Source organism: Veillonellales bacterium, from assembly GCA_039680175.1.
GTDB lineage: Bacteria > Bacillota > Negativicutes > JAAYSF01 > JAAYSF01 > JBDKTO01.
Window position 1 is genome coordinate 1 of sequence record JBDKTO010000038.1, and the last position, 21,754, is coordinate 21,754.

Sequence of the window (21,754 nt, forward strand, 5' to 3'; positions counted from 1 at the left end):
TGGTGAAAGGCGTCGCCATTGCTGCATTAACTCCACTTGGTATGAACAATTATGTCACTTCCCCCATCTAGTATATTTTTCTGAGAGTCAACTTGAGATTCTTTAGAATCCTCTAAATCCGCCATCCCAAATTACTCTTATATCTGCGAATTGAGCTGCAAGCAATCCTTCTCTATCGATGGATTGAGCATTGTTCTTAATTCATATATGCGAATCAAGTTCGATTAGTTGCTTAACAATTTATTTTCCTATCTATCGCTTCCTTCCAGTTCAATACACGCCTTAAATTCACCAGTAATTTTGTCTTGTCTTACCTAAAGGCACGTATAAATAATATTTTTTGATTCGCATATATGAATTAAGTTCGCTATTATTTCTGAAAAATTTGATTCATTTTCATGAATCAAATTTGTAAATTATAATGGATTTTATTTCTCAAAATATAAAGTGTTTCTTCTGAAACCAAGTCTCTTTGATATATCCAAGGCGCTCTTCATAATTTCTTTGCCCAGCATCTCTATTCTATTCTTATTTATTTTAAAATAAACTGTTGCTATACTAATAGCGCCAACGGCATTATCCGTTCGGCCATAAACCGGTGCGGCTACACAGAATATCTCATCTTCCATTTCACGATTATCAATAGCATAGCCCCGTCTTCGCGTTTGTTGGATATCTGCAACCAAATCGTTGTATTCACGAATTGTATTCTTGCCATAAACTTTAAGATCAGCCCTATTCCATATCTCTTCCACCCGATTGGCAGGATAAGTAGCTAACAACGCCTTCCCTAAACCTGTACAGTACATTGGCCGCCTAATCCCTAAACCTGCAGAAGTAGTTATCGAACTGCTTTCTTCAACTCTATCTAAATATACGATATCGCCCTTGTTTTCGACTGCCAAAAATACTGTCTCCCCCATTTTCGAACTTAAATCTTCAAGAATGGGACGGGCCATTGTTGTAAGATCAGCTTTTTCCAGAACAGTCATACCCAGCTCAAAAAGTTTAAGACTTAACTTAAAAGTCTTTAAATCCTCGTTATCAAACTCAAGCATTCCCTTGTCCAAGAGTGTATATAAAAGTTCGTATGTGCTGCTTTTGGGTAAATCCAGCATCTGACTAACTTCCAGCTGGGTTAAAGGTTTCTTGCTCTTTGCAAGCAAATTTAATATCTCCACACTTCTAGCTGCTGATTTATTTAATTTCAAATAGCCATCCCGCCTTTAAATTCACATATGATAATCAAATTCGCAAATACACCTTTTATGGCGATAATATCATTCTTCAGAATATTCGTCAAGTATAAATTTTATAAATTGTAATTACTTTTGGAATTTTCTCTGTCAGCCGGAAAAGCATACATCATCACCAGCATAATGATCACTGTCAACAAAATGGCCGTCGATTGCCCATTCAAAATTCCCAGTCCTTTCCCGCCATTGCCAAATTGCAAACACACGGCGGTGATAATTCCGGCAATAGAGGAAATAAAAGCAGCCGTCGTGCTGGGACGCCGGGAAAACAGGCCAAACAGCAGCGGCGCCGTTAAGCACACCGACATTAAGGAATAGAAAATCGATAGAGCTGTGATAATGTTCGGCAATAAAACAGCCAGTGCGATGCCGATGAGGCCGGCAGCCACCGAAACGACCCTGCCGGTCTTTAAAAGGGCTTTATCCGAAATATCAGGCCGAAGAAAAGCTTTATACAAATCTTCAGTAAAGGAAGAAGTAATCATATATAAAACCGCATCTGCCGCGCTAACCTCAGCCGAAAAAATAGCTGCCAATGATAGCGCCGAAGCCCAAAAGGGCATACAATCCTTCATAACGATGGGCAGCGCCAATTCCCGCTCTGTTAAATTCGGCACAACCGCGGCAGCAGCCATGCCAAGGACAGTGGGTACAATGGCAAAAGCCAGCATGATCAAACCACATAACAGCGCACCGATTTTTACCGTTTTTTCATCCTTAGCCCCATATACCTTGCCGATTAATCCCGGTGAAATAAAAAAGGACGGGGTAAGCATCAGAAAGAAGCCCAGAATCGTTGTCATTCCTGCCCCATCGAAGCTAAAATATGCGGCAGATTTCACCGTATCCGCCATGTTGGCGGCAATCGCAGTTTCCATACCGTTCCAGCCGCCAACAAAACTGAGAACAAAGGGTATGGCTATAGCAAACCCGACCAGCTTAACCGATGCTTCAATAATATTGACATAAGCCGCCGTAAGCAGTCCGCCGGCACCAAAATAGAGGACAACGACCACTGCCCCAATTAAAATGCCTGCTGCTTTCGACGTTCCGGCAATAGCGGATAATATCCAGGATATTCCCATCAGCTGTCCGGCAAAAATGGCAATCGTACCAATCGCCATCATTAAAGAAATCAATCCGCGGAAATTCCGATTATAGCGATAATCCAGATAGTCTCCCAGGGTATAGAAATTGTGCTTTTTCGCCAGCCGCCAAATAGCCGGTCCAACGAAAAAAGCTAAAATGAAAGTGCCTACCGCCGAGGCAATAATCCACCAAACGGCGGATATCCCGATTTTATATCCCAGTCCGGCTACTCCAACTGTAGATCCCGCACCAATATTAGGAGCCACCAGAGTAATAAACAGCAGTGCCGGTCCAAACTTTCTGCCGCCGACAAAAAAATCCGCGGACCCCTTTACCCGCCTGGTAATCAGGAAGCCAATCCCGATCAACAGCAGCGAATAAAGCAAAATCGCCCAAATATAACCATTCACAACCCCATCTCCTTTGTTTTAATCCTATTTCTCTTTCTTGCTATTTTAAATAATTCCTTTATTCCTATGTCTAAATACGCTATATCGACAGTAAAAGCAAGGCGTATCTTTTTGATATGCCTTGCTTTTACTCATCTATCTTTCTGCCGCGTTTTTACCCATCTTTCATTTTCCCTGATTATATCTGAAACTTGCTGACAGTTTCCCGCAGTTCCATCGCCAGATGAGCCAAAGCCTGGCTGGAAGAAGCAATTTCTTCCATGGAAGCCGATTGCTCTTCGGTAGCTGCCGATACCGTCTGGGTTTCTCCTGATGCCTTTTTACTCAACTCATCAATCCGTTCTACCGAACCGACAATCTGCTGGCTGCCAGTTGCCATTTGTTCAATTGCCGCCGATATCTCCTTAATCTGACCGGATACGTGAGTGACCAGATCCGCGATTTCCTGAAAGGCTTTCCCGGCAGAATTAACCACTTCCGCTCCCAGCTTGACTTCCCGAGTACCATCGTTCATGGCGGCCACAGCTTGATCGGTATCGCCCTGAATTTCACCAATCAGATCGGCAATTTGCTTAGCCGATTCCTGGGACTGCTCGGCGAGCTTGCGCACCTCTTCTGCCACTACGGCAAAGCCACGTCCGTGTTCACCGGCACGGGCTGCCTCAATAGCGGCATTCAAGGCTAGGAGGTTGGTCTGACCGGCAATCCCGGAAATCGTACCTACAATCTGGCCGATTTCCTTAGACCGTTCCCCTAACTTATCTACTAACTGAGAGGAAGCAGTAACGGTATGGTCAATTTGAGCCATTTGATTTACTGCTTTATCCACCGACTTATTGCCTTCATTGGCCTTGTCAGCGGCCTGAGCCGATTGACCGGCTACTTCATTGGCATTAGCGGCAATTTGCTGAATACTGGCCGACATCTGCTCTACGACGGCGGAAGTATCATTGGTTGCCGCCAACTGATCCTCCATGCCTTTCGCCACATCGGTAATCGAAGCCGCCACCTGATTGGCAGCCTGAGCCGACTGATCGGCGCTGGCATTCAGTTCCTCAGAAGACGCCGCCACCTGTTCCGATGATTCGTTGACCTGCTTCATCATAATACGGAGGCTGCCCCGCATGTCGACCAAAGAATCGGCCAATTGGCCAACTTCATCTTTTCTCAATAATTTTCTTGGTTTATCACGAAAATCCCCGGCCGCGAGTTCTTTACAAACCAACACCATCGTATGCAGAGGTCCGGCAATCATCTTGGTAATGAAGAATCCGCTCAGTCCTAAAAACACAAAAGCGATCACAAGCATACCCAGCATAATTTGCGTTGCACTCTCAAATGCCGCCTTGTTGTCCTTGTTCATTTGCTCAGATAACTTTGCGTAATAATCGGATAGTTCCTCTAAGTTGCCAACAAATTCATTGGCTAGTGGCGCAACAGCCTTAACATAGAGTGCATAGGCTTCTACATCTTTGTTTTCCATTGCCAGCTGAATTACTTCTCCTCTGGCTGTACGATATTTTTCCAGAGAAGTCCGTACTTTATTTAATAATTCCTTTGCTTTAGGATCTAAGGGTCGTTTTTCAATCTCGGTAAGAGTATTCGTCCCTAGCTTAGCTTGTTCATCGACAACATTTTTTAACTCCTGATTCTTTTTCTCATCGGTTGTGAGCATTAATTCCAATATTGCTGTATTCGCTGTCTTAGTAGCCACACGAGTTTCATTTAAGAGTTTTACCGGAATCAATCGTTCTGCGTACATTCGATTCATGTCTGCATTTGACTTCTGGAGATAATAATACCCGTTATACCCGATAACTCCCATTAATACAAAGGCGACAAGAATCAAGATACTCAGCTTCATGCTTACTTTCAAATTGTTAAAGAAACTCATTTTGAATTCTCCTCCAAGCATCATTTTATTCGTCTAACTGATAATAGAATTTTTTGCCTGCAAGAGGATTTTATCGCTAAACTCCTTTGCAAAGAAATTGGCAATCTTTATGACATCATTCGTCATATTTATACATAATCCTTCATATTTTGCGAACTTATCGGTATATTTTTTTCTGTTTCCTGTTTAATCTCAATTTGTCGTTTATTCTGTCATTTCCGTCCATATATTCCCCTGCCGGAAGCCGGCTACCGCCAATATCTCTCTGATCGCATTGACATTCATTTCGATGTCATATACTATTAAATTATATTGGGAGATTAACTTTCCTCGAACACACACAACAGAGAGGAGAAATACTATGTTTGCCTTAAATTTTCAAGCTGCTTATCACGAAGAAATGTTGCGTAACCGTACGAAAAACTGTACCGTCCGGCTGGGGGATGTCCGCGATACCTATCCTGAGAACTCCATCGTTTGGGTCACCTTCGGCAAAAAGCAATGTCCCCGGCAAAAACTGTACCGGGCCATTATCGACAAGGTACGTGTCAAACATTTCTCCCAGCTGACCGCCGAAGATCTGGCCCACCAAAACCCTAACATTAAAACAGTAGACGAATTAATTGCCGATTTTGAACAGCTTTACCGTCGGTCCATCACGCCGGAGGATTATGTCAGCGTAGTTTATTTCTCGGAAATAATAGATTAAAAAGCTGGCTGGGAAATTTTCCAGCCAGCTTTTTAATCTATATTTTTAGAAAAGACCGCACGGCACGCCCCATAATTCTCTTGCCGGCAATATCGGGATGCAGCCCGTCCTGAGCATATTTTACCGGCAATATTCCCTGATCATTGACCAATTTAGCATAAATATCAATGGAATACGTCTGGGCTTTGATATACTGATTGACTTTAGCTAATTCTTCCTGCCAATTATCCGTCGTTGGCTGATTAAAGACCCGTGAAATCCGCTCCGGATTTACCGGTGGCAGTGTCAAAAAAATCGGCGTGATGCCATTTGCCCGGCATTTTTGCTTAATCTGTTCCAAAGATTCAATCACGTCCTCAGCACTTACACCTTCCCGGATACTGTTGCTTCCCCCCAGAATAAACAAATACCTGGGGTGAAAAGGCAAAACATCACTTTCAAATCGTTCTGCCAAATCAGCCGCCGTATCGCCGCTTCTGCCCAGATTTTTTACCGGGAAAGGCAGATAAGAAGAATAATCAAACCGGGAATCCGACGGCGGATTAGAGATGGCCCCACCGCCATGAGTAATACTGTCGCCAAAAACGGCCCAATTACGGGGACCGGTCTGAACCTTAAAAGAAATGGCATCTGAATAGCCGCCGAGGGGTTGACCGTCTCCGTCAAAGGCAATCACGCGCCAGTAATAAATGCCATCTTCCGTATAAGCATGAGTGTCATAGCAGTCGAATCCATGATCGACCGAATAGGAGCGTATCCGGTAACAGGACGGCGAAGTCCCATTGGGATTTTCCGGTATTCTATCGGTGATTTCCACCTCATACCGGGCTGCGTTCAACACCGGAATCCAGGAATAAACCGGATATAGAGGGGTAAGCCGCCTGTTAAAATAAGCCGTCGGCGTAGGCTTAGGCGGATTGAAATTTCCCTGGGACAAGGCCGCCGGCTGAGTAAATGCAGCAATGGGATTCTTGTCAAGATCTAATGGGCGGACGCGATAATACAGCCTATTTTGATTTTGTCCGTCAAACAAGTCCAGATCCAGCTCAATCCCCGGCGTATATACCTCCGTCGTCCGGTACACTGTCAGGCTCTGCGGTGCCGGCTGATTGCCCCGGAGCGGAACAGTGGCAATTTCAAGCTCATACATCACGGCATCTTCGGCATTTTGCCATAATAACTGCACTTTGCCTTCCTGGGCATAAGCTGTCAGCGAAAAAGCGAGCAACAATACTGTGATAAAAGCAATGCGCAATAACTTCATGGTTTCCTCCTTTCTTTTATCCATAGACAAGTATACCACAATTTTTCTTGCTGGTTAATAATGCTGACACCCCGTCAAAAACGGAGTAGTTCCCTCTATTGCAGCTAAAAATTGAACCCATCCAACGAAAACGGATGGGCTCAACTTTTATTACTGGATTACACGACAGTTATAAATCTTCGTAACGGTAAATTCCCCGGTTTGATTGTTCCTGCACGGCTGCGTGATAGGTTTTGTAACCGCCGCTTAAGTTTTTCAGATTTTGATAGCCGTTTTGAATCAGTATCCGGTAAGCCAGATAGCCGCGTAATCCGACCTGACAATATATAACAATGTCTTTTCTCTTTGGAATCTCCTCCATTCGCTGCCGCAGTTCATCCACCGGAATATTCACTGCGCCCTGAATATGCCCCTGCTTGAATTCTCCGGGAGTCCGCACATCCAAAAATACTGATTTTTCTCTGTCCAACGCCGCGATTTCATCCCAATGAATGACACGGCAATCTTGTTTCATGATATTGGACGCAACATATCCCGCCATATTGACCGGATCTTTGGCGGATGAATAGGGGGGCGCATAGGACAATTCCAGTTTTTCCAGGTCGAATACGGTCATTCCCATGCGAATTGCCGCAGCGATTACATCAATTCGTTTCTCCACCCCCTTCATACCTACTGCCTGAGCCCCCAGTATCTTGCCGTTTTCCGGCGAAAATAGCAATTTTAATGAAATAGGCGTAGCGCCAAGATAATAACCGGCATGGGACAAGGAGTGAGTATATGACTTTTCATAGGGAATCTGGAACCGCCGGAGCATCTTTTCATTATTACCGGTAGCAGCCACCGTTAAGTTAAACACCTTTAACACCGAAGTGCCTTGTGTTCCCTCGTATTTTTCCTGCAAACCGAATACATTGTTAGCCGCAATCCGCCCCTGCTTGTTGGCAGGACCGGCCAACGGAATCAACGCCGGCCGGCCGTTCACAAAATCAATAACCTCAATGGCATCCCCCACCGCATAAATATCCGGATCGGATGTCCGTAAATATTCATCGACTTTAATGCCGCCGCGTTCGCCTAACGCCAGATTCGCCAGCTTAGCCAGCTTAATATCCGGCGTCACACCAATTCCCAGAACGATCATATCCGCTTTTATTTCCGTCTGACTGCTCAGCGTAACAACCGAATAGTTTTCTTCCTGCCGTATGGACTGAAGACCGTCCTCTAAATAAAATTCAATATCATTCAGTTTCAACTGCTGGTGAACCAGCGCCGCCATTTCAAAGTCAAGGGGTCCAATGACTTGATTGGCCAACTCGACGATCGTCACGGCAATATCCCGTTCAGCCAGATTTTCGGCCAATTCAATACCAATAAATCCGCCGCCCACTACCACGGCTCTTTTCGGCTGCTTTTTATCGATAAAATTTTTCATAGCGTATGTATCAGGGATATTTCGCATAGTAAATACATTATCTGCCTCAATCCCCGGGAGCCTCGGCTTTATGGGTGCAGCGCCGGGAGAAAGAATCAGCTTGTCATAAGACTCCCGGTAAGTAGAATGATTGTTAAAATCAGTCACTTCCACCTCTTTTTTAGCCGTGTCGATACCTGTCACTTCACTTAATGTGCGTATGTCAAGCTGAAATCTTGTCCGCATTGATTCCGGGGTCTGCACAACCAGTTTTTCTTTCTCTCTGATTACCTCGCCGATATAATAAGGCAGACCGCAATTGGCAAAAGAAATATGCTCTCCCCGTTCAAACAAAATAATTTCGCATTTTTCATCCAGCCGTCTTAACCGTGCCGCCGCACTGGCACCGCCGGCAACTCCCCCCACAATTACTACCTTCATACCATTCATCCTCCTCACAAGACAGTTACCCCCCCGCAGGGGGGCTATAATTATATTTTGAACGAAAATTCAAAATATGTCAAGCAAACCCCGAACAACTGCCTGGCTATTCCTTAACAGCCTGTTGACCGCATTTGCCTGGTTGGCGTAAATGGATTAAAATTGAACTAGACACTATCTCAAGGGAGCTTATAACCATGAATGATATTCTGGAATTGATCAAGGAGAAAGGATTTAAACTGACGCCGCAGCGCATTGCTGTCATTCATGCTTTATTTCATTGCGGCAAATTTTTTACCGCACAGCAAATATGGCAGGATGTAAAAAAAGTGCAGCCGGAAATTGGCTTTGATACCATCTACCGCAATTTGAATTTACTTGCCAATTTAGGCGTACTAAATCAGATTAGCTCGCCTAGCCGTGACGGTTATCTGTTTGAAGTCGTCACCAGCCACCATCACCATTTAATTTGTTTAGCCTGCGGCAAAACTCAATGTCTTGATTATTGTCCTATCGAACCGGCGAAATTAAACGAATCCCAAACCGACGGATTCCAAATTGTCGGGCATTCCTTTGAATTGTACGGCTACTGTAAAGAATGCAAAAACAAAAACTAACGCACTTCCTAATATTTTCCATACTCTTCTTGACGCAATCTTGTTATCGGTGTATTATCAAATAGTAATATTCTTATTTGATAATTAATTCAAGGAGGTTTTGGGGTGTCAAAGTTTTTACGCATCATGTTAGTTTGCCTGACAGCAGCTGCTTTTATTGTTTCATTAGCAGGCTGCGGCAGCCGCAGCAATAGTACCCAAGCATCAGGTGAAAAAATAAAGATTGTAGCAACCATGTATCCTGTATATGAATTTGCCAAACAAGTCGGCAAAGACAAGGTAGCCGTAACCATGCTGGTTCCCCCGGGAGCCGAGCCCCATGACTGGGAACCTACTCCCAAAGACCTGGCCCAAATCCGGACCGCCAAACTATTTTTATACCATGGCGCCAATCTGGAGCCGGTAGATAAGCTGCTGACCAAGGAAGTGCTGGGAACCACAACAGCCGTTGAAATCAGCAAAGGCATCCCGCTGCTGACAAAAACAGCTGAAGCTAAAGACGAGACTAAAGAACCGCAGGAAGACCATGATCAACATCACAGCGGCACCGATACCCATGTTTGGCTTGATCCGCTATATGCCCAGCAGGAAATCAATAACATTGCCGCTGCTTTAGCCGCCATCGATCCCCAGAACAAAGAATATTATCAGGATAATGCCCGTCAATATAACAGCGAACTGGAAAAGTTAAACCAGGAATACCAAACCGCTTTGGCAAATGTACCCCATCGGGATATTATCGCCAGCCATGATGCTTTTGGTTATCTGGCCAAACGCTACAATCTGCGGCAGGTTGCAATTATGGGACTCAATCCCGATACTGAACCGACTCCGGATAAAATGGCAAAAGTAGTTAATTTTTGCCGCGAGCATCAAGTGAAATACATATTCTTCGAAACCGTCGTAAATCCGAAATTATCCCAAACTATAGCCAAAGAAACGGGGGCCGGACTGCTGGTTTTGAATCCGGTGGAAAGTCTTTCGGCAGAAGAAATGAAACAAGGAAAGAATTATCTCAGCATTATGCGGGAAAATCTGGTCAATTTGCAGACGGCATTGGAATAAAGAGAACCACGAGCAAAAGCTCGTGGTTCTCTTTATTCCTTTGTCGGCAGGCTGGTCGGCTCAATCGTAAGATTGATGTCTCTGCTGCTTTCCGCATCAGCCGTTCCCGGCGGAATTGTAATCGTCTCATGGCAAGAGGTAGTCGCGGCAATTTTTCCCGGCAATATACGCAGAATCCGGTCATGCCCGGGGATAACGACATCCGCGGTCTGCCGGATTTTTCTGATCGTCCTGGCGCTGGCCGCGTTATCCCAGGACATAGCTACTTCACCGGTGGCAAGTTCACTGATATTTTTTACCGCATCACCGGCCAGCACGGTAATCGGCATGTCATGATCCCGCAGTACCAGGGACATGCAGCCGGGAGTATGCCCCGGCGACAACAACGTGGACACTCCGGGCAGGATTTCCTCATCCTTTTGGATTAGTTCCAGGCGGCCGCTATTTTGCAAAACCGGGAACAAGTATTTGGGAACAGGCCAATCTTCCACATCCTGACTGACCCATTCCGCTTCCTGTTCATGCAATAATATCCGGGCATTCTTAAAGTAATCAAAGTTCATAATATGATCATGATGAAAATGGCTGAGTACAAGCAGATCAATGTCATCCATCCTCAAGCCGTGCTCGGCGAACCGTTTCGGCAGCTCGCTCCGTTCCACCATGCTCCCGGTGTCAAACAAAATCTTATGACCGACAGTCTCAACGTATACAACAGAGCTCCAGCTCATGTACCCTCGCGTGATTTTCCCCGGAAATCCCTGAAATAAAACGTCGATTTTCACATCAAGCCGCCTCCCGTTTTTAGAAAACTATCCTGGCTTGCCAAATTATGCGAGCAAACCATTCGGATTCTTCTTAATCATGATCTCTATTTCCAGCGGACTGATCCCGCCTTGCAGCATACAATCCAGGAAGCGCCGGAAGCCGACAGCCGGCTCCTCATTAAACACCTGCCCGAAATCGCTGCTTAAAACAGTGGACGCTGCCCCAACTGCCTTAATCTGGTTCACAAGTTCGCTCACCGGCAGCTTTTGCGGTGAATTGGAAGCATAAAAACAGCGCTCAAAATAAACCCCTTTCGCCGCAAGCCGCTGCTGTACCGCTACCGGCATAGCAGTCACTTCCCATTCCGGATGAGTAACAAGTATTTTGCTCACACCTTTTTTTAGCGCCGCAGCAATTACTTTTTCAGTTTCCTCAGTTGATAAATGTCCTGTGCCCAAAATAACATCAGCCCCGGCCACTACTTCCAGCACTTCATATAATGCCGGCAGCAGTTTTCCCTGATCATCAACAACAGGCACACCTTTTTCTAAATCCTGGTGATTAAACCGTAAGTGATTGAGGGCTGAAATCGTCGGCAGCCAAACCTCTTTTGCTCCCAATGCCACTTCCGTCGCCACAGCACACGGATTCAACCCGCCTACTGCTTGATTTAAAACAACGCCGCCATAAACCCGGATACCCGGGACACTTTCCCGGACCAGTGCCGCCCGGGAAGCCGTCGCACAATAATGACCTTTCAGCAGAACTCCGGCAAGCCCGGCCTGCTTTGCTTGAAGGGCAACGCCAATATCCGTCAGTTTGCGCGGTACAACATCCGGACTGCTGTGTACATGCATATCAACAGCTCCGGCAACCAGTTCGTCAAGAACAGTATCCATTATCGCCACTTCCTTTGATCAGCTGCCCTATTGCTCCAAAGCTCTGCCTTTGGTTTCCGGTAAAAACATGACCATGACAACTCCCAGAGCGTAGAACAAAGCAGTAATAAACAGGGATGTTCCGATTCCGTATGTCTTAGCCAGGGTACCGATAATAAACGGTGCCAAAGCGCTGACTCCCCGGCCGAAATTGTAGATAAAGCCGACAGCAGCTCCCCGTATCCGGGTAGGAAACAGTTCGGAGAGGAATGCACCGAAACCGCTGAAATAACCGGAACCGAAAAAGCCAATAAATGGGCCGACGACGAACAGCAATGTTGCATCCCGCAGGCTGCCGTAAATCGGCACTAAAATAGCGGCTGCCAGCAGAAAAATAGCAAACGCCTTTTTTCTGCCCGCAGAATCGGCTAAATAACCGAAGGAAGTATAACCGAATAGAGCGCCGATCTGCATGGCAAAAACCCAGCCGGATGTCTTTACGATATTCATACCGGCTCCGCCCTGCTCAACCGGCGTTGACAGGAATCCCGGCAGCCAGCTGAACAAACCCCAATAAGCCAGTTGGACAAATGAAACAAATATTGATGCAATGATAGTAAACCTTAACATATCTCCCTTGAAAATCTCAAAAAAGCCCGATCCCACACTTTCTTTTTTAACCGCAGTCTGTTTCACTTTTATGTTTTCCCGCCATACTGCCGGCTCCTCGCAGCAGAACAGCACAAACAGGAACATAATAACACTCGGTATTACGCCGACAAAGAAAAGAACCCGCCAGCCATATACCGGTAAAACAAAACCGGCGAACAAGGCGGCTATCATGTAGCCGATTGCCCAGCCGCCCTGCATGAAGCCGGAGGCTTTCCCACGGTGTTCCGTTGGCCAGGTTTCGCTGACCAGAAGTGCCCCTGTTGCCCAGGCACCGCCCATGCCAAGTCCCAGAATTGTCCGGTACACGGCAAGTTCATTGACCGAAGTGGCAATTCCGCTTAGTCCGGTAAACAGCGTATAAATCGATATGGAGGCAAGCAATGCTTTCTTACGCCCCCAGGAATCGGCTATCACGCCAAAAGCAGTACCGCCTACCGCGGACGAAAGCAGCGTCACAGAGGCAAGCAGGCCGGCAACAGCTGTATCCACTTGAAAATCCTTCATGATTGCAGTCAGCGACATAATATAAAGCAACATATCCATTGCATCAAGGGTCCAGCCGCCCATACCGCCAATTAATGCGTTTCTCTGCGTTTTGTTGATGACTTTGTACCATTTCTCTTCCACTTATTAAATCCCCCTCCCACTAAGATACTTTTGAAAATTTACCTGAACCCTCCCCCCCTTTACGAACCAACCCATTCATTTTAGTATCTTACAACTTTTATTATTGCATTATTCATCATTATTTTTTCAATTCCTGCAAGAGCTCTTATTATTCGACAAATATTTTGAATAAGCTGTAAATTGAAACGTTTATTCCATACTGTATGCTGAAAGCCGCACAGCAAAAAGGCCTGAATTTTATCGGCAAAATTCAAGCCTTTTTGCTGTGCGATTGCAAACTTATGATTTTTGTGATGCCGCTTTCGCTTCTGTCCCGGTATCCTTCTTATGAACCACCAGTTCAACGTGGTGAGCTACCCACAGAGAATTATGCTTCCGGGCCACGTCCAGGGGTATTGTGCCATCGCCAAACATAGCCTTAAATTCAGCCTGATTATAAATACCAAGGCCCATATGCGCAAAAACCGACGCCCCCATAAACAAGCCCACCCATTCATGCCCTACGCCGGCCAGATAGGCGATTTCCCGGGGAACAACCGGCACAAAAGCGTACAATATCCAACCGCTTACCAGGAGAAAAATTCCGCCATGAAACATGAACGCCCCCATGCTTTTTTGCCCTGAATTCAGCTTGCCCATCGGCGGAGTTTCAATCTCTTCTCCCAGAAAAATTTTATGGGGATACCCCCCGCCTACCAGCATCCAGCGAATATCGTTCCTGCTCCATTCCGAAATGTGGCGGATAAATAAGGCCACCCGGTCAAAAGCGAACAGAAAAAAGAGCAGCGCCGCAGTTGTAAATACACCCGCCCCGATAATGTGAATGCGCATGGCCAGATTCAAGACATCCTCCATGGGCGGTTTCCACCAGATAATTAATCCGGTGATCACCGTCGGCAAAAAACCTAAGACAAGCCCCCAATGAAACAGGCGGGAGGAAAGGGGATGACGCAGGATATATGCTTTCTCCGGCATTGATGATCCCTCCTTTTCTGAGTTAGTATCAGCAACCTATCCAATCGCCCTGCGATTGATATATCGCGTATGAAAAAGTTCCTCCGACAGCGGGCTGAGCGGCTGCTGGGCAAAAGTACGATACATAGCCTGCAGCGCCGGATTATTATGGCTCTGTCTTACCTGACTGTTCGCATCATCCTTATACAGCCCCTGGATTCTCAGCTTTATATACTTCGTGTGATCCTGTACCAGATCCGTCGTTAAATATACGCCCGTCCAGATAACGGCACCGACTACCCCGACAATTTCCAGAAACTCGCGGCGGGTAACCTTAATTGCTTTTTCAGCATAGTCATACTGTTTCACCTAAATTACGCCTCCCTTTTAATTCCACGGAAGTATTGCCTTGGCTTTGCTTAACCAGGATGTGCCCATAGGGTATACCGGCTGCCCGCCGCCGTTGACACAGCCGCCGGGACAATTCATAACCTCAATAAATTGGTACGGCGACTTGCCGGACAGCGTTTGTTCGATCACCGGAGCAATATTATCCCTGAGACCGTGAACTACAGCAACCGAAAGACGGATATCCTGATCCGTTTTGGCGTCGCGAATCGTAAGAGCGGCCTCTTTAATTCCTTCCAGTCCCCGTACAGGCTTATATTCCAACGTCTTCATTTCCTGTCCGGTAAAAACAAAATAAGCCGTTCGCAGCGCCGCCTCCATTACACCGCCGGTATTACCGAAGATAGTGCCGGCGCCGCTATAATTTACCAGCGGATTATCGGCGTCGCTGAATTCAGAAACATTCCACAAATTAATATTTCTTTCTTTTAACAGCCGTGCCAGATCGCGGGTAGTCAGAACAAGATCCACATCCGGATAATCTCCGTCGCGTCCCTGCCGGCGCCAATAAGCGGCAGCGCTGTGAAATTCGGGACGGGAGGCTTCAAACTTCTTGGCCGTGCAAGGCATTACGCCGACAACAAAAGTATGTTCCGGTTCCGTTTTCCAGACTTCCCTGACGCCATACGTTTTGGCTAAAGCACCGGCCATCATCATCGGCGATTTGGCGGAAGAAAGATAGGGAATCAACTGGGGGTGATTCAATTCAACATAGCGGACCCAGGCCGGACAGCAGGAAGTAAATTGGGGCAACGGACCGCTGTCAGTACTGCCCTGCTCCTGCAAAAGATGCTGGCGGATCCTGGCCACCAGTTCATAGCCTTCTTCCATAATCGTCTGGTCGGCGGTAAAATTGGTATCCAGCACTTTAAATCCGGCCTGCTTCATCGCGCCATACAGTTTTTTCGTCAACAGCGTCCCCGGTTCGAAGCCAAACTCTTCGCCGATGGCGATGCGAACGGCAGGAGCAATGGTTGCTACAACCGTTGTTTGGGGATCACGCAGTTTCACTAAAACTTTTTCCACCGAGTCGATAATATCCGTGGGAGCGCCAAAGGGGCAGTTCACCAGACACTGTCCGCAAAAGATGCAGTCCTGATTGGCTATGCTGTGCACGGCACCGTATTTCCCTTCTATCGCCCGGGTCGGACAATAGGACTTGCAGGAATCGCAGCCTTTGCATTTTTTCGAATCAACAGCGATAACCTGGGACAGTTCCGCTGATTGAAAACCGTTCACAACTGTTCCCTCCTTTAGAAAAAATAAGAAAAAAGCTTATGAAACGAATGAATCGTTCATAAGCCACACTTCATGTGTATATAGTCTTCATGACTATATAAAGCTTATTGGTCATTACCGGGAAATGTTTTCCGCCAGAATATCGGCCACATGTTTCACCGCAATATTCGGCGCCTGCTTGTCCAATCCTCCCTGCAGCTGCATCATGCAGGCAGGGCAGCCTACCGCCACCACTTCGGCGCCGCTGTTTTTAATATTATCAATCTTTTGTTTTAAAATCGGCATGGACAACTCCGTATACTTAACGCCGAAGGCGCCGGCCATGCCGCAGCATTTATCGCAGTCTTTCATTTCAACAAATTGATAGCCGGGAGCCGCCTCCAAAATTTGACGGGGTTCTTGATAAATGCCCAAGCCGCGTCTCATATGGCAGGAATCATGATAGGTAATCTTCGTTTTACCGTCAGTCTTGCCCAACCGACCGGCTTTGGCATATTCTTCGCTGACAAAACTGATAAACTCGCGTACTTTATGGGCGATATTTTCCGCCCGTTTTTTCCATTCGGGCTCATCGGCAAATAGTTCCGGATATGTTTGATGCCAAGTCTCCGCACAGGTCGGGCAGGCGGCAACAATTACATCCGCATTGGCGGCTTCAAACGCCTCTATATTCCGCTTGGCAATACCTTTGGCGGTTTCCCTGTCGCCCATCCCCAGTACCGGCTTGCCGCAGCAGCTTTGCCCTTCCGGGAAAACGACTTCCATCTTAAGATCCTGAAGAACCTTGAACACCGATTCACCGGTAGCAGGAAAGACAAAATCAATATTGCAGCCGCTGAAAAAGGCCACTTTCTTCACCGGCTTGGCAATCTTCCTAGTCAGCGAAGAAATTCTGTCCCGCAGCGGCGTAGCGGCAATAGCCGGCAAACTGCGATCCTTGGCCATTCCGGCAAGGAACAGGGGTAAATGCCGAATTACATTGCCGGACTGAAATGGTTTTTGGCCGATCGAAGCCACACGCAGCAAAGAATGAAATATTTTCCGGTTGGACAGTACATTTTCAAAAACAACCCGGGTCGCAAAAGGAAGGCCGTGTTGTTTCACCGCTCTGGCCCGCAGTTCATCGATCAGTCCCGGAATATTAATCTTCCCGGCACATACTTCCGTACACTTCCGGCAGCCGATGCACATTTCATTAAATTGTTCAAAATCACCCACACTGTTCAACAGCGCCGTAAGAATCGCCCCGACGCCGCCGGCATAAATATGGCCGTATACATGTCCGCCTACCAGGGTATAAACGGGACACACATTTAAACAGGCGGCGCAGCGCAGGCAATTGTAAATTTCCTTTAATTTCTCGTCATGAGCGGCTTTAAGCCGGCCGTTATCCAACAGGATGATATGCAGTTCTTTATCCTGCTCCACCCATTTCCCGTCTTTTTCCACCATCGTGGGGGTAACGCCGTCCACCATAGTCATATAACTGGTCATCAGCTGGCAGGTGCCGTTGCGGGGCAGTATCCGCAGCAGACAGGCAGCGTCCTGAATTTTCGGGATTAGTTTTTCGTAACCGATGATCACCACATGAATCCGGGGCAAAGTCGTCACCAAACGAGCGTTTCCCTCATTCGTAACTAAGCCGATAGCGCCGTTTTCCGCAATACCGAAGTTGGCGCCGGAAATTCCCATATCCGCCTGTAAAAATTCTTCCCGCAGATTCTGCCGGGCCACCTGTACCATATACGGTATATCGGTGGAAATCTCCCGGTTCAGTTCTTTGGAAAAATAACCGGCCACTTGTTCTTTATTCAAATGAATTGCCGGCATAACCATATGGGAAGGCCGCTGTCCGGCAACGGCAATGATCCATTCGCCCAAATCCGTTTCCTTAACCCGCAATCCGGCATTTTCCAGGCTTTTATTCAAATGGATTTCTTCCGACGCCATGGACTTTGATTTTACAATCCGTTTGACACCTTTTTCTTTGCAGAGATTAATCAAATATTCTTTGAGAGCATCGCCGTCTTTGGCCCGGAATACCTTTGCCCCCCGTTTGCCTGCCTCTGCTTCAAACTGATCCGCCAGCTCTTCAATATGGGCGACTGCACCAATCTTCATATTTTTAAACTGCTCCCGCAAAGCATCCACATCTTCCACATTCTCGAACGCTTTATCCCGGGAAGCGGGATATTCTGCCGCAAATCGTCCCAAAGCGCCGCGAAGCACCGGATCGTTTAGTTTTTCGTCAATTTCTTTTTTTAAATTACGCTGTTGCACCGATTCCATCAGAACACGCCTCCTCAAATAACTTCTTCATCGACAGCAATCAAAATAAACCGGCTGGGACCATGCACCCCGATCGTCAATACACGTTCTATATCGGCCGTCCGGCTTGGCCCGGTAAGAAATCCGGTATAGCCGCGTTTAAAAACTTTAGAAAATACTTCAAATGCTTCCTCCACCCCGGGAACAATATTGCTGCTGTTCATAAAAACCAGATGAATTGGCGGCAGCATGGAAACCAGCCTGCTCTCAACGGAATATCCGTCGTAGGCGACGCTGCCGGTTTCGGCGACACCAAACTCAACGCTGGAAATGCCGATATCCGCCGTCTTGGCATGCTCGGCAATGTCCGTATTGGCCGTATACAATTCAATACCCATAGACTGTATCGCCTGAAATATGCCGGAAGCCTGTTGATACGGCCCGTCCACAGCTACCACTTTTTTCGCCTGAATTGATTTCAGCAGGTCAGTCACAACTTGCTTTGCTTCAGCCGCGTTTTTCACATGAAAAATTTCCGTTGATGCCTTTTTAGCTCTTGCTTCAAAATCAGCAAAGTATTTCCCGCCGGATTTTCCGTTAGGAAGATTCTGTTCCCAATTCTCACATACTTTCTGCATCATTCCACCCCTTTAGGTTATTGTTATCGCCATAATGTGCTTGACAGTATCAGTACGCCAGCCGCAGAATCTGTTCCACATCACTTTTATGCAGCTTTTTCAGCCGTCCCAGCGATCCTTGGGCAACGGCATTCTCCGCCAGCCCGTTCAGCTGCTCCTCCCGGATTCCCAGTTCGTGCAAGCGGGTATGTCCCTGCCACTTTTTAATTCGTGCCCGCATCTTCCTGATAGCTGCCGACAGACTGGCAGACTGCCATATGTTTTGGGCAAACCGGTTAAACTGCTTGGGATTTTCGTCGTATACATACTGCATCCAGGCAGGAAATAAAATTCCCAGTCCCGCGCCGTGGGCAATGCTAGAGTTCAGGCAGCTGATACTGTGTTCCATTCCATGACAGGCCCAGTCGCCGCCTCGCATACCGGCGCCGCTGATACCGTTCAAAGCCAGCGTCGCCGCCCAGGCCAAATTGGCCCGGCTGTCCACATCCTTCGGATTTTCCTGCAGTTTATCCACCATCGCAATGATCGTCTTCATTAAGGCTTCATGGATTGAAATTGAAGTTTCTTCTTCTTTTCCCACAAAATAAAATTCCATAATGTGAGCCAACGCGTCCAGCGCCCCGTTCACAGTTTGTTCCCAGGGCAGACTAGTCTGAACGCTTGGATCAATAATCGACACTTTCGGATACAAAAAGGAACTGCCGATTCCCCATTTTTTCTTGTCTCTTTCGTTGGTGATGACTGCATTCCCATTCATCTCCGATGCGGTAGCCGACAGGGTAAGAACGGTAAAAACCGGCAATGCCTTAGAAATCCGGATCTCCCCTTCAAAGGCCTGCCAGATATCATCCAAAAAAACTCCGGCTGCCACTGCTTTGGCGGTATCAATAACACTGCCGCCGCCTACCGCCAGAACCGCCTCCACTTGATGTTCAAGCGCCAGGTTAATTGCTTCCCGAACCTTGCTCAAACTTGGGTTTGGCTGGACACCGAAACATTCCGCCCATTGAATTTTCTCAGCGTTCAATGACGCCGTAACCGCATCATAAACGCCGTTTTTCTGAATGGAGCCTGCGCCTGCCAGCAGCAATACCCTAGTATAGCCGCTGTCGGCAATCCACTTTCCCACTTGCCCGAGGGTATGTTCGCCAAATACCAGCCGGGTAGGATTAAAAAAATTATAAGAAATCATCATTACAGTACCAGTCCTACCGACCTCAGTACATTGGAGATACTTTTTGCACTGTTCTTCAACTGAAAAATCTCATCCTCAGCCAAGGGGACTTCTATTCTTCTGGCGACTCCATCTCCGGTAATAAGGCAGGGAAGACTCAGGGCAACATCATACAGGCCGTATTCCCCCTCAATAGTAGTAGAAACAGGCAGAATACTGTGCTCATTATAGAGCACCGCCTTGGCAAGGCGGCAGGCGGCCATAGCAATACCGGCGCTGGTAAATCCTTTAAAATTCAGGACATCATAAGCAACGTTGATAACTGCAGAACCGATTTTTTCACGGTCCAGCGGTTCCTCCGGTTGAAAATACTCATCCAGTCTGTCGCTGGGAACACCGGCAATGTTGAGCAAGCTCCATGCCGGAAAAGCTGAATTTCCATGTTCGCCCAGCATATAACCCTGAACATCCTTCGGATCTACATGATATTTATTGGCAATCATTCTTTTAAAGCGGGCTGTTTCCAGCGTAGTACCGGTGCCAAATATTTTATTTTTCGGATAATCAAAAAAGTTTCCCGCATAATAGGCCATCACATCCAACGGATTGGTAATCATAATAATCACCGCGTCCCTGGTATACTGCGTGATGGAAGTCATTACATCCTTCATGACTTTGACATTGCGGTCGGCAAGAATCAAGCGGTCCATTGTCTCGCCCGGTATGATGCTGGGGCCTGCAGCAATAATAATAACGTTGGCCGCTTTGCATTCCGCAAAATCTCCGGCGTGAATATTTACGTTGGTACTGTAAGGGAAAGGCGTACCATGACTGGCGTCCAAAGCTTCACCCCGCGCTTTTTCGTCAATGATATCAATCACCGCGATTTCATCTGCCAGATTAAAGGATAAGGCACAATTCAATACGGCTGAGCCTACATGTCCCGCGCCGACGATAACAAGCTTGTTTTTGGTCATATTCCTCCTCCAATTTGCTTATATATTTATAACAATCCCATCCCTGGGAAGCGTTATAAACTTGCTCCAATCCGTTCTAATATGATGGCATGATCTACCAAACGCAGTTCTTTAATCCTGGCAGCCAGGATCTTCCTCTGGCCGAATATATTTTCAAGATAAATCTCTGTTTCATGCGGGAAAACCTTATCCACACTCTCCAGCAGTAATTCTTCCGTACCATCATGCAGCACATACGCATTTGCTTCACACATGTTCATCCCTCCTGATAGCTCCTTATTTGCAACAATAATTGATTGACACAGTGAGGAAGCGGCTCCGGCCGTAATCCGATAACGTCAACATTTTCACGATAGATAGGAAGCAGCAGCTTTCTTGCCTTGCAGGCCGCAATCGCCTCCGCCATTTTGGGCGTTAGCTCTCCGCCCATCGAATGGGCCAGAACAAGGCTCAGAGAACCAATAATAAAATCTACTTTATCAACATTATACAGAATGGCATTCTCGCCCGTAGCTCCTTCATCCGCTCCTGCTTTCAGCATAGCGGCAGTTGCCAGCTCATTCGTTCCCAGGGCCAGCACATTCACTTCTTCCTGAACCCCCTTTTTGAGCTTTTCAATGATCACTCTTCCCATACCGCCACCTTGTCCGTCAATCACTGCAACACGCATAGCAACCTCCTGATAAAAATAAAAAAATCCATAAAAGATAGAACTTTTCTAAGTTCTGTATCCTTCATGGATCTTTAGTCATCATTCATATAGCCCAGGTCATCAAACCTCTTCATGAGATTCTCGCCATAAGTAAAATTTATCGCCGTATAAAAATTATTATTATGATTACTATTTTAGTATATGGACGAACCATGAATTAGTCAAGAATATTTTGCATAATTCCTGAAAAACTTCACTGGTAAAATCAGTCCCGATAAAATCATATCATTTTATGGAGGATTTAAGAATATGCTGTAGAACTCAATTATGGTAAATAAAA

Annotated in this window: 20 protein-coding genes; 3 read left to right on the top strand and 17 right to left on the bottom strand. The window is 46.7% G+C overall.

The genetic code is table 11. The features are described from left to right. Nucleotides 1-428: 428 nt before the first annotated feature. The 3 genes from ABFC84_06085 to ABFC84_06095 form a co-directional block, all read right to left on the bottom strand. Nucleotides 429-1,211, bottom strand: coding sequence for an IclR family transcriptional regulator (locus ABFC84_06085; GenBank protein ID MEN6412321.1), 783 nt, complete (start codon nucleotides 1,209-1,211; stop codon nucleotides 429-431). A 101-nt stretch (nucleotides 1,212-1,312) separates the two neighbouring features. After that, a complete protein-coding gene (locus tag ABFC84_06090; GenBank protein MEN6412322.1) occupies nucleotides 1,313-2,755 on the bottom strand; it encodes a sodium:solute symporter family protein in 1,443 nt (480 codons plus the stop codon). 178 nt (nucleotides 2,756-2,933) lie between these two features. Next, nucleotides 2,934-4,649: a methyl-accepting chemotaxis protein gene (locus ABFC84_06095; protein MEN6412323.1), complete on the bottom strand. Its 1,716-nt coding sequence runs from the start codon at nucleotides 4,647-4,649 to the stop codon at nucleotides 2,934-2,936. 361 nt (nucleotides 4,650-5,010) lie between these two features. Here ABFC84_06095 and ABFC84_06100 point away from each other — a divergent pair, with 361 nt between their 5' ends. Then, nucleotides 5,011-5,358: an ASCH domain-containing protein gene (locus ABFC84_06100; GenBank protein MEN6412324.1), complete on the top strand. Its 348-nt coding sequence runs from the start codon at nucleotides 5,011-5,013 to the stop codon at nucleotides 5,356-5,358. Between the two features lie 37 nt (nucleotides 5,359-5,395). Here the strand turns inward: ABFC84_06100 and ABFC84_06105 are convergent, their stop codons facing one another. Both ABFC84_06105 and ABFC84_06110 read right to left on the bottom strand, forming a co-directional pair. Next, the gene (locus ABFC84_06105; GenBank protein MEN6412325.1) at nucleotides 5,396-6,622 is read right to left on the bottom strand and encodes a GDSL-type esterase/lipase family protein; all 1,227 of its coding nucleotides are present in this window, start codon (nucleotides 6,620-6,622) and stop codon (nucleotides 5,396-5,398) included. 169 nt (nucleotides 6,623-6,791) lie between these two features. Beyond that, entirely contained in the window at nucleotides 6,792-8,477 is a 1,686-nt protein-coding gene (locus ABFC84_06110; protein MEN6412326.1) for an FAD-dependent oxidoreductase, read from the bottom strand. Between the two features lie 197 nt (nucleotides 8,478-8,674). Here ABFC84_06110 and ABFC84_06115 point away from each other — a divergent pair, with 197 nt between their 5' ends. Together ABFC84_06115 and ABFC84_06120 are read left to right on the top strand one after the other, a co-directional pair. Further along, nucleotides 8,675-9,094 carry a Fur family transcriptional regulator gene (locus ABFC84_06115; GenBank protein ID MEN6412327.1) on the top strand — a complete coding sequence of 140 codons (420 nt, stop codon included), beginning with the start codon at nucleotides 8,675-8,677 and terminating at the stop codon, nucleotides 9,092-9,094. A 105-nt stretch (nucleotides 9,095-9,199) separates the two neighbouring features. After that, entirely contained in the window at nucleotides 9,200-10,159 is a 960-nt protein-coding gene (locus ABFC84_06120) for a zinc ABC transporter substrate-binding protein (protein MEN6412328.1), read from the top strand. A 32-nt stretch (nucleotides 10,160-10,191) separates the two neighbouring features. On the opposite strand, the gene ABFC84_06125 is transcribed toward ABFC84_06120, so the two are convergent. The 12 genes from ABFC84_06125 to ABFC84_06180 all read right to left on the bottom strand — a co-directional run bounded on the left by ABFC84_06125 (nucleotide 10,192) and on the right by ABFC84_06180 (nucleotide 21,432). Beyond that, on the bottom strand, nucleotides 10,192-10,944 hold the full coding sequence (locus ABFC84_06125) for an MBL fold metallo-hydrolase (GenBank protein ID MEN6412329.1): 753 nt from the start codon (nucleotides 10,942-10,944) through the stop codon (nucleotides 10,192-10,194). Nucleotides 10,945-10,989: 45 nt separating this feature from the next. Next, nucleotides 10,990-11,826, bottom strand: coding sequence for a DUF6282 family protein (locus ABFC84_06130; protein ID MEN6412330.1), 837 nt, complete (start codon nucleotides 11,824-11,826; stop codon nucleotides 10,990-10,992). A 27-nt stretch (nucleotides 11,827-11,853) separates the two neighbouring features. After that, nucleotides 11,854-13,104 carry an MFS transporter gene (locus ABFC84_06135; protein MEN6412331.1) on the bottom strand — a complete coding sequence of 417 codons (1,251 nt, stop codon included), beginning with the start codon at nucleotides 13,102-13,104 and terminating at the stop codon, nucleotides 11,854-11,856. A gap of 279 nt (nucleotides 13,105-13,383) precedes the next feature. Then, nucleotides 13,384-14,079: a cytochrome b/b6 domain-containing protein gene (locus tag ABFC84_06140; protein MEN6412332.1), complete on the bottom strand. Its 696-nt coding sequence runs from the start codon at nucleotides 14,077-14,079 to the stop codon at nucleotides 13,384-13,386. A 36-nt stretch (nucleotides 14,080-14,115) separates the two neighbouring features. Beyond that, nucleotides 14,116-14,427 (bottom strand): iron hydrogenase small subunit, encoded by a 312-nt coding sequence (locus tag ABFC84_06145; GenBank protein MEN6412333.1) that lies wholly within the window; start codon nucleotides 14,425-14,427, stop codon nucleotides 14,116-14,118. Between the two features lie 18 nt (nucleotides 14,428-14,445). After that, nucleotides 14,446-15,705 carry a [FeFe] hydrogenase, group A gene (locus tag ABFC84_06150; protein MEN6412334.1) on the bottom strand — a complete coding sequence of 420 codons (1,260 nt, stop codon included), beginning with the start codon at nucleotides 15,703-15,705 and terminating at the stop codon, nucleotides 14,446-14,448. Between the two features lie 114 nt (nucleotides 15,706-15,819). Next, entirely contained in the window at nucleotides 15,820-17,994 is a 2,175-nt protein-coding gene (gene ldhH / locus ABFC84_06155; GenBank protein ID MEN6412335.1) for an L-lactate dehydrogenase (quinone) large subunit LdhH, read from the bottom strand. Nucleotides 17,995-18,008: 14 nt separating this feature from the next. Beyond that, nucleotides 18,009-18,611 carry a lactate utilization protein gene (locus tag ABFC84_06160; protein MEN6412336.1) on the bottom strand — a complete coding sequence of 201 codons (603 nt, stop codon included), beginning with the start codon at nucleotides 18,609-18,611 and terminating at the stop codon, nucleotides 18,009-18,011. Nucleotides 18,612-18,660: 49 nt separating this feature from the next. Further along, nucleotides 18,661-19,803 (bottom strand): iron-containing alcohol dehydrogenase, encoded by a 1,143-nt coding sequence (locus tag ABFC84_06165; protein MEN6412337.1) that lies wholly within the window; start codon nucleotides 19,801-19,803, stop codon nucleotides 18,661-18,663. Between the two features lie 2 nt (nucleotides 19,804-19,805). Beyond that, a complete protein-coding gene (locus ABFC84_06170) occupies nucleotides 19,806-20,762 on the bottom strand; it encodes an L-lactate dehydrogenase (protein ID MEN6412338.1) in 957 nt (318 codons plus the stop codon). Nucleotides 20,763-20,815: 53 nt separating this feature from the next. Further along, the gene (locus ABFC84_06175; GenBank protein MEN6412339.1) at nucleotides 20,816-21,016 is read right to left on the bottom strand and encodes a CooT family nickel-binding protein; all 201 of its coding nucleotides are present in this window, start codon (nucleotides 21,014-21,016) and stop codon (nucleotides 20,816-20,818) included. A gap of 2 nt (nucleotides 21,017-21,018) precedes the next feature. Next, complete coding sequence (locus tag ABFC84_06180; GenBank protein MEN6412340.1) at nucleotides 21,019-21,432, bottom strand: DUF3842 family protein; 414 nt, start codon at nucleotides 21,430-21,432, stop codon at nucleotides 21,019-21,021. Between the last annotated feature and the right edge of the window lie 322 nt (nucleotides 21,433-21,754).

Coding starts and splice junctions, on each gene's coding strand:
- ABFC84_06095 (MEN6412323.1), bottom strand. CDS start 4,649: ATGAGTTTCTTTAACAATTTGAAAGTAAGCATGAAGCTGAGTATCTTG.
- ldhH (MEN6412335.1), bottom strand. CDS start 17,994: ATGGAATCGGTGCAACAGCGTAATTTAAAAAAAGAAATTGACGAAAAA.
- ABFC84_06115 (MEN6412327.1), top strand. CDS start 8,675: ATGAATGATATTCTGGAATTGATCAAGGAGAAAGGATTTAAACTGACG.
- ABFC84_06175 (MEN6412339.1), bottom strand. CDS start 21,016: ATGTGTGAAGCAAATGCGTATGTGCTGCATGATGGTACGGAAGAATTA.
- ABFC84_06165 (MEN6412337.1), bottom strand. CDS start 19,803: ATGATTTCTTATAATTTTTTTAATCCTACCCGGCTGGTATTTGGCGAA.
- ABFC84_06170 (MEN6412338.1), bottom strand. CDS start 20,762: ATGACCAAAAACAAGCTTGTTATCGTCGGCGCGGGACATGTAGGCTCA.
- ABFC84_06130 (MEN6412330.1), bottom strand. CDS start 11,826: ATGGATACTGTTCTTGACGAACTGGTTGCCGGAGCTGTTGATATGCAT.
- ABFC84_06160 (MEN6412336.1), bottom strand. CDS start 18,611: ATGCAGAAAGTATGTGAGAATTGGGAACAGAATCTTCCTAACGGAAAA.
- ABFC84_06105 (MEN6412325.1), bottom strand. CDS start 6,622: ATGAAGTTATTGCGCATTGCTTTTATCACAGTATTGTTGCTCGCTTTT.
- ABFC84_06180 (MEN6412340.1), bottom strand. CDS start 21,432: ATGCGTGTTGCAGTGATTGACGGACAAGGTGGCGGTATGGGAAGAGTG.
- ABFC84_06100 (MEN6412324.1), top strand. CDS start 5,011: ATGTTTGCCTTAAATTTTCAAGCTGCTTATCACGAAGAAATGTTGCGT.
- ABFC84_06110 (MEN6412326.1), bottom strand. CDS start 8,477: ATGAAGGTAGTAATTGTGGGGGGAGTTGCCGGCGGTGCCAGTGCGGCG.
- ABFC84_06140 (MEN6412332.1), bottom strand. CDS start 14,079: ATGCCGGAGAAAGCATATATCCTGCGTCATCCCCTTTCCTCCCGCCTG.